At 48.9% G+C, this 12390-nt stretch carries 11 protein-coding genes; 5 read left to right on the plus strand and 6 right to left on the minus strand.

Annotated features, from left to right (window positions below; genetic code table 11):
* Positions 1-3: 3 nt before the first annotated feature.
* Positions 4-753, minus strand: a complete 750-nt coding sequence (locus tag QWY27_RS01795; RefSeq protein ID WP_290194151.1) for an energy transducer TonB — start codon at positions 751-753, stop codon at positions 4-6.
* Between the two features lie 70 nt (positions 754-823).
* Positions 824-1738, minus strand: coding sequence for a LysR family transcriptional regulator (locus tag QWY27_RS01800; protein ID WP_290194152.1), 915 nt, complete (start codon positions 1736-1738; stop codon positions 824-826).
* A gap of 146 nt (positions 1739-1884) precedes the next feature.
* Between QWY27_RS01800 and QWY27_RS01805 the strand changes: the two genes are divergently transcribed.
* Genes QWY27_RS01805 through QWY27_RS01815 form a run of 3 tightly spaced genes read left to right on the plus strand, consistent with a single transcriptional unit; the run spans position 1885 to position 4380 of the window.
* Positions 1885-2946, plus strand: coding sequence for an Ldh family oxidoreductase (locus QWY27_RS01805; protein ID WP_290194154.1), 1062 nt, complete (start codon positions 1885-1887; stop codon positions 2944-2946).
* 28 nt (positions 2947-2974) lie between these two features.
* The gene (locus QWY27_RS01810) at positions 2975-3955 is read left to right on the plus strand and encodes a Bug family tripartite tricarboxylate transporter substrate binding protein (RefSeq protein ID WP_290194157.1); all 981 of its coding nucleotides are present in this window, start codon (positions 2975-2977) and stop codon (positions 3953-3955) included.
* 14 nt (positions 3956-3969) lie between these two features.
* Positions 3970-4380: a cupin domain-containing protein gene (locus QWY27_RS01815; RefSeq protein ID WP_290194159.1), complete on the plus strand. Its 411-nt coding sequence runs from the start codon at positions 3970-3972 to the stop codon at positions 4378-4380.
* 72 nt (positions 4381-4452) lie between these two features.
* Here the strand turns inward: QWY27_RS01815 and QWY27_RS01820 are convergent, their stop codons facing one another.
* From QWY27_RS01820 to QWY27_RS01835, 4 genes are all read right to left on the minus strand, one after another.
* Positions 4453-5940, minus strand: coding sequence for a M81 family metallopeptidase (locus QWY27_RS01820; RefSeq protein ID WP_290194161.1), 1488 nt, complete (start codon positions 5938-5940; stop codon positions 4453-4455).
* A 1-nt stretch (position 5941) separates the two neighbouring features.
* The gene (locus QWY27_RS01825; protein ID WP_290194163.1) at positions 5942-6703 is read right to left on the minus strand and encodes a sulfite exporter TauE/SafE family protein; all 762 of its coding nucleotides are present in this window, start codon (positions 6701-6703) and stop codon (positions 5942-5944) included.
* A gap of 98 nt (positions 6704-6801) precedes the next feature.
* A complete protein-coding gene (locus tag QWY27_RS01830; protein WP_290194165.1) occupies positions 6802-7782 on the minus strand; it encodes a lysozyme inhibitor LprI family protein in 981 nt (326 codons plus the stop codon).
* Between the two features lie 4 nt (positions 7783-7786).
* Positions 7787-9358, minus strand: coding sequence for an inorganic phosphate transporter (locus QWY27_RS01835; protein ID WP_290194167.1), 1572 nt, complete (start codon positions 9356-9358; stop codon positions 7787-7789).
* A gap of 166 nt (positions 9359-9524) precedes the next feature.
* Here QWY27_RS01835 and QWY27_RS01840 point away from each other — a divergent pair, with 166 nt between their 5' ends.
* Together QWY27_RS01840 and QWY27_RS01845 are read left to right on the plus strand one after the other, a co-directional pair.
* Complete coding sequence (locus QWY27_RS01840; RefSeq protein ID WP_290194169.1) at positions 9525-11447, plus strand: B12-binding domain-containing radical SAM protein; 1923 nt, start codon at positions 9525-9527, stop codon at positions 11445-11447.
* A gap of 77 nt (positions 11448-11524) precedes the next feature.
* Positions 11525-12256, plus strand: a complete 732-nt coding sequence (locus QWY27_RS01845; RefSeq protein ID WP_290194170.1) for an aldolase — start codon at positions 11525-11527, stop codon at positions 12254-12256.
* Positions 12257-12390: the final 134 nt, after the last annotated feature.

Raw genomic sequence — 12390 nt, forward strand, 5'->3', positions numbered from 1 at the left:
GACTCACTCTAAAACAAAGTTGATAGGAATAGTGACCCACATTTTCTGTGAGGTGCCAGCCTTTTTTCCCGGAATAAATTGCCAGGAGCGAACGGCCTCGAGAGCTGAGTGATCGAGTCGAGGGTACCCGCTAGAGAGGCTGAGTTGGATTTGTGAAACCCTTCCTTCGTGATCAACTTCAACTGCCAGGACAACCTTGCCTTGCTCGCCTAAACGCCGGCTTTTCTTGGGGTAGGGTGGTTGTGGATTCGTTGAATAATGAGCATGACTGCTGGGAGGTATCTCGTTGTGCGGATAAGATGCAAGCCCGGCTGGTTTGGAAATGTCAGGTTCGTGCTTGTGCGACTGCGGCACTGCATGCCGGTGACTCGCTATGACAGATACTTTTTTTGAACTGTTCGCTTCTTTGAGTTGTTCACCACCAGGTTCCGATTGATTCGATGCGGATACTTGATATTCTGTATCGGGCAGAGATTTTTCGGGCTGAGAGATCACAGCGGGTGTGATTTCATCCGATTTTTGAGAGGGGCTCTTGGTTGTCACTTCAGCAAGTTGAGGTTGAAGTAAGAAAGATTCAAAAAAGCTCGCTCCGAGTGGTGTATGTGTTTTTTGTTCCTGTCGTTGCGTGCGATGCATCCATGCGAATCCAAGCGCCACTCCATGCGCAAGGAGCACAATTGAAAAGATGATGACTTTGAAGCGCAGACCAGACTGGCCTGTTGGGCTCAAGACAAGTGGACATGGATCAAACATGACTGACATTGTTTAAGAAAAACAATGCAATCTAACACGAATGAGAATTATTATTATTTGTGAGATTTTGTTACAAACGTATGCCGTGCAAACCAAAGGCACCGAGCCTCTCTAGCCGCGAAAACTCTGAGTCAATCAACTGCTCCACCATATCGTAGTCAATCTTTTTGTCACGGTCGCGTCTCTGAGCGAGTACGAGCGTCCTGCTGAGTTGTACACCTGCTATCTGACTAATTTGAATAGTGCTATTTTCCAGATCGTCTTTAAAAACAGAGACTGGCATGATGGTGGAATGGCCACGCCTGAGCACAAGCTCTCTGATGGCATCAACCGAGTCGATAATCCCTTCGATTTTCAGATTTAAATTGAGGGCGCGTAACTGTTGATCCACGATGCCATGATGCAGGCTGGTCATCAGCACAGGTAGTTGTGCGACTTGGTCGATTTGAATAGTTTGTGCCTGACCTTTTCTGTTCGGTGAAATCAGTGCAAACGGCTCGTTTATCAAAGGCCTGAGTAAAAATTTTCGACCGGGTGGAGGATTGGTCACGATTGCCATATCAATGATTCCACGCCCGAGCCATTCAAGCAGTGCAGGCGTAAATGCCTCTCGTGCACGCATGGGACGTGCGCCAGGCAGCTGCAGGCAGCTCTCAAAAAGACCTGGCAATAGGACTCTTCCCAGTGTGGGCGGCACACCTAGGCTCACGCTCGTTGTTCGATGCAGGCCTTCGCGTAAATTTAAACTGACCCGATCGGCTTCCGCCAGGATACGCTGTGCGGACTCATAAAGCGTGACACCGGCTGCGGTCATGCAAACCCCTCTGGGTAAGCGCTGCAGCAAGAGCGTGCCAAAGTCTTCTTCAAGCTCTCTGATCTGGCGGGTCAACGCTGGTTGGGCGATCGCAACGACATTCGCGGCTGCAGTAATGCTACCCGCATCCACCACGGCGACAAAATAGCGTAGTGCTTTTAGATTATTCATGACGTTGATATAGCAAAATGATATGGCAAATTGATAATTTGATATTGGACTTGTTTGACCTTGATTTTTACAATCATAAATTAAGTTAGATATTTAATTACATTTGCCTATTTTTTTGAGCGAATGGATAAGTTGGACACATCACAATGCATAACAATTCAGTATTAGTTCACTTCGACGCACTGTGCGAATTTATTGCACGTGCTTTTGTTGCGGTGGGCTTGCCTGAGCAAGACTCAAAAAAAATCGCGCGTTTGATGGCTAGTGCTGATCTGCAGGGTTCTGACGGCCACGGTGTGATTCGCTTACCTCAGTACGTCAAGCGGATATTAGCGGGTGGGATCAACAAGCATCCAAAGATCGAAGCGCATTCCTCCGCCCAGGCTGTTGCCGTCGTTGACGGCGATAATGGTATGGGGCATCTGGTTGTTTCTCATGCAGTGGACTTGGCGATTGAGAAAGCACGCACGCAAGGTGTTGCCTGGGTCGGGACCAGACGAAGCAATCATGCGGGTCCGGCTTCGCTTTACGCCACGATGCCTGTCAAACACGACATGATCGGACTTTACTTTGCAGTGGGTAATGCCAATCACCTACCTCCGTGGGGGGGGATGGATATGTTGTTGTCGACGAATCCCATTGCTGCGGGTATTCCTTCAGGCAAGGAGAATCCGATTGTCTTGGATATGGCGACGACTGTTGCAGCCTATGGAAAGGTTAAAGCCAAGGCGAAAGCGGGGCAGATGATGCCTGAGGGCTGGATGATTGACCGTCAAGGTCAACCACTGCTCGATCCTGCGCGCTCCGAGGAGGGGTTTTTGCTCCCGATAGGAGGCTACAAAGGCTATGGGTTAGCACTGATTGTTGGCATTTTGGCTGGTACCTTGCAAGGTGCGGCGATGGGTAAGGATGTGATTGATTTCAACAAAGATCACGTTACGCCAACCAATACCGGGCAGGCTATTTTGGTGTTGAATCTCGCGGCCTTTGGCGGTGCAGAGGTGTTCAAATCCGCGATCGATACTCTGATACGTGACATTAAAGCTTCGCAACGATTACCCAATGTTGACCGGATATGGTTACCCGGAGAACAAAGCCATGCCCGGCGGATGGATTATGCGGAACACGGAATACCGATTGCAGCTGGAGTAGTAAAGGAACTGGGCTTGCTATCTCGCGACCTGGGAATACCTGCTTTGATTGAATAAGTGGCTTATATATTTTCTGGAGAAGACAATGAGGGTTTTTAAAAAGATTGCCTTGTTCGCACAAGCTGCGGCGCTAACAGTTGCCTCTATGGGTGTAATGGCGCAAGCGAATTATCCTGATAAACCTATCCGGATGATTATTCCATTGGCGACGGGTAGTGCGGTGGATAACGCGTTGCGATTGGTTGCGCAAAATATGGCCACAAGTATGGGCCAACCGATTGTGATCGAAAACGTGCCAGGATCCTCCGGCCTGATCGGCGCAGATCGCATGCTCAAAATGCCTGCCGATGGCTACACGATCGGCGGCGTCAATGACAGTGTGCTGACAATGGTGCCGCACATCAATCCCAATACAACGTTCAACACCCTAAAGGACTTCGCCCCGATTTCTTTGATCGGCACAATCGAATGGGGTGTGGTGGTGAAAGCCGATTCACAGTTCAAAACACTCGAGGACTTGGTCAAGTTTGCCAAGGCAAATCCCGATAAGTTGACTTTTGGATCGGGTGGCGTGGGGAGTCCTCAGCATCTTGCTATGGCTCTATTGATGCAGCGTGCAGGTGTCAAACTTGTCCATGTGCCTTATAAAGGCGCAACGCAAGCGGCCGTTGGCGCGGCAGCTGGAGAGGTTGATGTGTCGTTCCAAGGTTTAGGGACCGTTGCCGCGTTGATCAATGGAGGCAAGTTGCGTTTATTGGCGCTTTCGACACCCAAACCCTTGGACCAGTTTGCCGGGGTGCCTACAATCGATCAGTCCGTTTTTCCGGGATTCTTTTTTAACTCTTGGGCTGCCATGGTTGCACCCGCCAAAACGCCTAAGGCGATTGTAGAAAAGCTTTCCGCAGAAGCCCGCAAAGCGATGGATAATCCTGACACACGTGAACGTTTTGCCAAGCTTGGGATCACGATTCGCGGAACGACGCCAGCCGAGTTTGAGGAGGCTTTGAAGAAGCAATACGAGCTTTACGGTAAGGTCATCAAAGACAACAATATCAAAGCTGAGTAAATAGGGGTTTAATAATGGCTGAAACTTTAAAACATGCTGTGTTGCGTCCAGATCAAATCAAGAGCCATGATCGGGGCGGTGGTGCCAAGACGATTCCTCTTGTGACCGCTGCGACTGGTGCTAAAGCTTTTATCAACGGAATCACGGAGTTTGGGCCAGGCGCCGAAATTCCTTTTCACAGCCATAACTGCGAAGAGAGCGTGATCTTGCTTGAGGGTGAGGCATACCTGGACATCGCTGGTGAGGTTCATGAAGTCAAAGCGCATGACACAACTTGGATACCACCCAACGTCTCTCACAGGTTCCGTAACAAGTCCAGTACGCAGGGGATGAAAATTCTCTGGACCTACGCTTCACCGATGGCGACACGTACGTTGACCGAGAGTGGTGAGACGCGATACATCGCGGCTGAGCACAATAAATAAAGCAAATTGAATTAACTCAACATCAGGGCGTCATTTAAATTGGCGCCCTGAATGACTGGATTTAATTTAAGGTTAAGACCAATGAGTGTCCGCATCGAATGGGTACACGGGTCTGGTAAGCTTTTTGTATGGAAAGCGAGAATAGTCAGCGCCTGTTACACCACCACCATCACACTCGACGAGTGCTTTGGCGATCGGAACAAAAACCGGTCTGCAATACATGCGCGACTTCAGCAAAATAAAGCGGTGACTGGGTGCATCGATCCCGATATGCGAAAAAATACCCAGATCCCAATGTTCCTGGGGTGTCTCGGTGATCATGACTTTTGCCTGAGGGAGGTCAAGGCATACCGTGCGCCCCATGTGGATGCGTTGCCCAGTGTAAGTGGGACCTGAAACGACATATTGACCGTCCGAGATTGCTGAGACCACTCCTGTCAGCATTCTGGGTGGATTCGTTACGCCCAATTGGGTAAGAGGCACTTTATCTCCAACGGGCAAGCTAACTGTTGCATGAAGCCCCGCTTGGATGATTTGTGCAACAGCTTCCGGGTCGCAGATCGGCCCCACTACGATATCCTCGAGGCCTTGTTTGAGGGCCTCGTGTAAAACGTTCATATCATCACATGTTCCGCCCGACATGCAATTGTCGCCATGATCGAGCAGTAATACCGGGCCTTTTCCGGGTTGCGCGGCAATTTCTTTGGCTCGTCCAATCGATGTCGCCAAGGGTTCATTTTTATAGATGAAGTCGCTGCGTCTAGACCAAATGAATTCGGCGATCCGCTGGGCGACCGCCTCTGCAGCCGCAGCATCGTTGTCACTCACCACAACAACGCTAATGCAGGGGGCAGCGATGTCTGCAAGCGCAAAGCCTGCCAAAACGGATACACCCAACATACCTTCTGCTTCTGCAGCGCGGGCGAGTTCGACCGCTGCGTGCATGGGGCCAATATCTGTGCGACTGCACAGTGTGTTCAGGATCAAAGGTAATCTGCGCCAAGCCAGAGTTGGCTTGATGCGCTGATTGATCATGTCAACAAGCAGACGTCCCGCGTGCGCGCCGGTTTCATACATGTCGACATGCGGATAAGTTTTAAAACTGATGACGATATCGCTGTTATTAATGATTTTTTCAGTCATTTTGCCGTGCAGATCGAGCGCAACAGCAATTGGCGCATGGGGAAGTGCTGCTCGTACACGCTCCAGCAAATCACCTTCGCCGTCTTCAGAGTTTTCAGCGACCATTGCACCGTGCAAATCTAGAGCCACAGCATCACAGCCTTGCGCGGCGGAGACAATCGTATCGCTCAGATGTGTATAGGCTTGGGCGTTAACTGTACCGCTGGGGTTGGCTGTCGCGCTACAGGCGACCACAACCTCGTGGCCTGCCTGTTCAAGCACATCGATAAAGGCGGCAATCCCAGTGCGCGTGTTTTTTGACGCCAGGTACGCCTCCTCTCCATACAACGGACCTTGGTCGCCAAAAGATTTCAGTGGTGTGGCGATAGGGGAGAAGGTGTTTGTTTCGTGGTTCAGCCTGGCGACAAGTATTTTCATGTTAGTCCAGTATCGTTTTAAATGAGGAGTACATCAGTCCAAGTCCCGTCGCTAAAAGCAGAGCTGTCACCAGCAACTGTGCCACTCTGCGGCTGAGATTAATTGGATGTTTAATTTGCAAAATTGTTGCGATGGTAATGGCTGGAAAGGCGATTGCGGACAAAATGACTGCATTCATAGTGAGCTCGCCTGTCAAAAGTGCAATGACCAGTCTCGCGGCAGAGGTCAGACTAAAAACAATGAAAAGATAGTGTCGAACCAGGTCTTTGTCGAGAGGCTGGCTGTATAAATGATAGACCAGTGGTGGTCCGGGCGTGGCGAACATGCCACCAAGAATGCCGGTCAAAAATCCAGCCGTCATTGTTGAGTATTTGCCGGACGTTTTGCGCTTGTTGGTATTGATCATAAACAACGCAATGGCCGAGGCGAATATGCATACTCCAAGAATGAGTCGCAAGGTATTGATCCCGTTGTCAGTAAACCAGGACAATGAGATAAATCCCAACACGAGTCCTATCATGCTCGTGATCAGCATAGGCTTTAACAGGGGCCCTGTGGTCAACCGTGGAGACTTGCTCAGATAAACAACGTTGTTGGCAATGGAAAGTATGCAAGCGATATTGGCGGCATCTGCAATGGAGATAATTTGTAGCGCGCCCGTCAAGCCTACCAAAATCAATCCAAACGCAAAACCGGTCAGGTTTTGGCAAAAGGCGGCGATTAACGCGATAGAAATAAAAGCGACATACTGCGTAAGAGACATATTCTAGTGATTCCTGACTGCTTGCCCGTTGCTTAGGCTTTGAGTTTTTATATTTGGAGACTTTAATCTATTCTTCTTAAACTAAAGCCTAATTTAAATCATTGATTCACTTGCTGCACGGCATAAGGTGTCAGCGTTTTTTGTAGGAGTCGCCAACTTATTGTGACGCCATCAAAATTTCTGATGACATGGGGGAGAAAGCCAGATAACTCAATCCCCTTTGCAGTGAAACAAAAAGAAAAGGGGCTTGTCTCAGGTTGATGGATTGATTCCAATCCGGACACCAGGCTTGGGTCAAACTCTTTTTCTGTTTTTGCAAGTTGCTCGAAGTGCTGTCTGACAGCGCGCTCCATGATCGCTGACCATTCTCCGGATTGAAAAATATCTCCGATTTTTAATGGCCGCTCTTTTGAAAGAGAGTAAATCCCACATTCAGTTTGACTGGATGGATAGGCACCAGTAAATAGTTCAATGTGTGTTTGTTTGAGAAGCCAGTCTGCAGATACTCTGGAAACCTGTGTATCAAAACTTTCAGTTCCTCTGCCTGCGGGAAGTTCAGGCTGGTTTGCAAAGCCTAAATAAGCATTCAAGTTGCGTCCTGTATCTGTTGTGTCGTCAACTTGGATAAATTTCCTTTCAATGACATAGACGGCATCTTGAGCTTTGGTCACTCGGATGTGATTGTCTATTGCTGTGAATGTTTTAAAACCCGCAACGATTTTTCCTGTGTCGTTGAGCTCTTTTATGCGTAACTGGTAGGCGTGTAATAGGCAATCTGTCGCTTCGCGTTGTGATACCGCTGCAGCTTGGGTATCTATCAAGCAATAAGTCCCAATGAATCGAAGCCAGGAGCGTTGACTGGAAACAAGCGTGGTTTGGGCTGTTGAGGAAAGCTTGGCCCGAGCAGTTTTGTAAGCCAAGGAGAGCGTTTCATCAAGCGTTGAAAGGGCAGGGCTGGAGCAAATCGTTCGCTCCATGTTTGTGCGTGCCTTCTGGCAATCAAAGCTTGCTGCTTTAGCCTGATCGGAGTGTGCGATGCCTGCTAAAACTAAGGCGAATAAGAGATATTTAAAACTCATTTGCCTAGCCTGCAGCGCTCAGCATCACTAAATAAAAAATCCCAGCGGCCATCAAAGCAGATGCAGGCACCGTAATAATCCATGCTGCGAATATCTTATAAACGGCGGAGCGTTTGACCAGCTCTTCGCGGTAGACGCGCTTCATTTTTTTGCGCTCTTTCTTTGAAAGCAAAACCTCGGCCTCATTGATTTTGAGTTGTTTGAGCATAAGCTTTTTGGCTGCAATGTCGGCCTGAGTAAATTTAACTAGGTATTGTTCAACAAGCTCCTTATCCTCGCCTGAGTGATGAAGACGAATGTGCTCAACCATTCTTGAGTACTGTTTTTTGAGACGCTCACGTAAAAAACCAACTCCAAAAATACCGCCGATCGCGATATGCGTCGAGCTGACTGGCAAACCAAGTTGAGAGGCGACAATAACAGTCAAGGATGCTGACATGGCGATACAAAAAGCCCGCATTTGATCGAGCTCGGTAATTTCTCCTCCTACTGTTCGTATCAGTTTTGGTCCATAGAGTGTCAGGCCTAACGAAATACCCAGAGCGCCCAAGACCATCACCCAGATTGGGATCTCAGCTTTGCTCGAGACATTGCCTTGCATCACTGTGTCCACAATCGCAGCCAGCGGGCCCACTGCATTGGCTACATCATTCGCGCCATGCGCAAAACTCAGTAACGCAGCTGAAAAAATGAGCGGAACTGTAAAGAGAGAGTTAATGCCAGCCTTATTGGGTTCAATGGTTTTTGCGCGATGGTTGACGAGAGGGCGAACGACCAACCAGGTTAGAGTACCAATCACGATTCCAATCACGCATGCAAGCCAAAAATCAACTTTCCAAATTTTGTTGAAGCCTTTCAAAATCAGATAAGTTGTAAAGGCAAAAGACATAATTCCGATTAAAAGCGGAACGGTTTTTTTAGCTGCCGAGATCATGTCCGGCTGATAGGTGATGGAGCGCTTGATCCAATAGAGAAAACCAGCAGCGACAAGTCCACCTAATACGGGCGATACGACCCAACTCAATACGATGCCAGTCATGACGGGCCAATTCACAACATCCAAGCCCCCCGCAGCCAGGCCAGCCCCCAGCACCGCTCCCACGATTGAATGCGTAGTTGATACTGGCGCTCCAACCATTGTTGCAAAGTTCAGCCAAAGTGCGCCTGCCAGTAGGGCAGAGGTCATGACCCATATAAAGCGGTTGCCATCTGAGATCAATTTTTGATCAATAATGCCACCGCGAATTGTCGAGACTACATCGCCTCCGGCAATTAAGGCTCCCATCATTTCAAAAATAGCTGCGATGATGATGGCCCAAGTCATTGTGAGCGATTTTGAGCCAACAGCTGGCGCCACATTATTCGCTACATCATTTGCGCCAATGTTCATGGCCATGTATCCCGCGATCATGGCAGCGATGATCATGATGGATCCCTGGTTGCCGGAGACTTCAAGCTTGAGCGTCGTGTAGAGCATGATCGCCAAGACAAACAAAAGTCCCATTCCGAGCTTGAAGATTTCTTTTTGAGCGCGGCTGCTCGCTTTTTGCAGCTCTGCGATATTTTTTAACTCCATGCTCTGTCCTGTCAGTCGTTGATGCGTGCGATTGAATAGCTAGGAATTATACGATTGTCTATAGGTCATTGATTTAATTGAATAAACTCTAATCAAGCCTAGGCAAGGGCAGAAGAAGCCATGGGGATTTCCACTTATACTGAGCGCCTCTGAGGGTTATTTGATTATGTCTATTGCCAGCTTGGCGACTTTGCGTGTGTTATCCGTCATCCCTCCGATGACGCAGCTGAACACGCCTTATCCCTCTACTGCTTACTTAACTGGTTTTTTGCGTGCGCGACAAATTGATGCTGTGCAAGAGGATCTCGCTCTCAAGCTTGTGTTGCGTTTATTGAGTGCAGAGGGCCTAGAGCAGGTTGCAAGTTTGGTAGATCGTATCGCGCCACGAAAACGCAGTCTTGTTCTGCAGTCTTTTGCAGAGCAGCGTGCTCAATATCTCAACACCATTCAAGCGGTCATCGCATTTTTGCAAGGTAGGGATTCGACTCTGGCACACCGCATTGTGAGCCGGCAATATTTGCCAGAGGGACCGCGTTTTGCGTCCCTGGACGCCTATGTTGATGATGAAACTGGAGATCCCTTAGGCTGGGCGTTTGGTGCGTTGGGTATGCAGGATCGCGCCAAACATCTTGCCACTTTGTATCTCAATGACTTGGCCGATGTTTTACGCGAGGCGGCCGATCAACGGTTTGAGTTTGTTCGCTACGGCGAGTCGCTCGCAGCGAGCCAAGCAACGTTTGAACCATTAGCGCTGGCCTTGGCTGCGCCTCAAACGCTTGTCGATGAGTATCTCGAGCAATTGACGCTCGAGTCTATTGCCCGTCATCGCCCGACTGTCGTGTTGCTCTCCGTTCCTTTTCCCGGAACGGTTTACGCTGCCTTCAGGATTGCACAGACTATTAAATCCCATTACCCGGATATCAAAATAGTCTTGGGTGGAGGGTTCGTCAATACAGAGCTCCGCGAGCTCAGTGAGCCGAAAGTTTTTGATTTCGTTGACTATGTGACCCTAGATGCGGGTGAGCGTCCCTTGCTTGCTTTGCTTGATCATTTAACCGGAAAGCGCTCACGACAAAGGCTGGTTAGAACATTTTTACGGGATCCTGAGTCCGGACAGGTACGCTACGTCAATATGGTCGAGCCCGAGGTGCCTTTTGAGGAGGTTGGTACGCCAACTTGGGATGGATTGCCGCTCGCTGATTATTTGTCATTATTAGACATGCTCAATCCCATGCACCGGCTATGGAGCGACGGGCGGTGGAATAAACTGACTGTTGCTCATGGCTGCTATTGGAAGAAATGTAGCTTTTGTGATGTCAGTTTGGATTACATCGGACGTTACGAAACTGCATCCGCACAAGTACTAGCCGATCGTATTGAATCGATTGTCCGAGAAACGGGACAGACTGGGTTTCATTTCGTGGACGAGGCCGCACCGCCAAAGGCTCTTAAATCGCTTGCCCTGGAATTGATCAAGCGTAATCTCAATATTTCTTGGTGGGGCAATATTCGGTTTGAAAAAACCTTCACTCCCGAACTCTGTCAGTTACTCGCTCAAAGTGGATGTATCGCCGTCTCAGGCGGACTCGAAGTCGCGTCTGATCGATTGTTGAACCTCATGAAAAAAGGGGTCTCTGTCGATCAGGTTGCGCGTGTGACCCGTGCCTTTAGTGATGCGGGTGTGTTGGTTCATGCCTATCTAATGTACGGTTTTCCGACTCAAACGGTGCGCGACACGGTCGACGCACTTGAGTATGTTCGACAGTTGTTTGCAAACGGGTGTATGCAGAGTGGTTTTTTTCACCGCTTTACTTGCACCGTACACTCTCCTGTCGGACTCAACCCCGAAGAATATGGCGTCACACTCACCCCGTTATCTCCGGTAAGTTTCGCAAAGAATGACGTTGGTTTCATCGATCCGACCAATGTCGATCATGCAGCGTTGGGAGTCGGATTGCGCAAAGCTATTTATAACTACATGCACGGTATCGGGTTAGATGAGGACGTCCGAAGTTGGTTTTCTTTTAAGGTACCTCGCACGACTGTCGCAAGTGATTATATTGAGCGTGCGCTTGAGCGCGCATCATGACCGTTTCGAGCTTCAACATTTAGTCAATAACCTCATAAACCATCATCGCTAACTAAACATCAATATGGAGAAACCTCATGACAACAAACATGCATGAAGAGGATTTCGATTCGCCTTCGATACGTGCATTACGCAAGGACTTGGCCCTGGCGTTACGGGCCGCTGCTCACCATGGTTTGTCTGAGGGCGTATGCAATCACTTCAGCGTGGAGATTCCAGATGATAGTGGTCGTTTTCTACTCAATCCTAGAGGCCTGTTGTGGAGCGAAATTCAGGCGGAGGACATCGTGATGATCGATGAACATGGCGAGATTCTGGCGGGCAAACATCCTGTCGAACCCACGGCAATGTATATACATGCCGCGGTACACAGAATCGCTAAAAAAACGTGCGTCTTGCATACACATATGCCTTATGCCACGGCGCTGACATTGACGCGTCAGCGCGCGCTCGACACGACTCTCTCACAAAACGCGATGCGCTTTCATGGTCGTGTTGCAGTTGATGCGCACTACAACGGTCTGGCACTTGATGTGGGTGAGGGCGAACGCATTGCTCATGCCATGCAAGGTGCGGACGTCGTCTTCTTGGGTAATCATGGTGTCGTGGTGTGCGGTGAACGCATCGATTATGCCTACGATGATCTTTATTTTCTTGAGCGCGCTTGCATGATGCAGGTGCTTGCCATGTCCTCGGGTATCACTCTAGAACCTGTCGACGCTGCACTTGCTCAGCGCGTAGGCGAGCAAACACTGGGTGAAAGACTTCAGTCAGAATTATTTTTCAAAGCATTGGGACGTACTTTATAAGTTATGTAATTGTTAACGAAGTGCATTTTGAATATCGAACATGTAAATTGTTAAGACATGTTTGATTTGTAACTTAGTACTTTCCCGATGTTTCCTCATGTTTACTTTGGAAATAGGGTAAACATTATTTACAT

Origin of the sequence: Zwartia vadi, from assembly GCF_030410375.1 — a bacterium.
Classification (GTDB): Bacteria; Pseudomonadota; Gammaproteobacteria; order Burkholderiales; family Burkholderiaceae_B; genus Zwartia; species Zwartia vadi.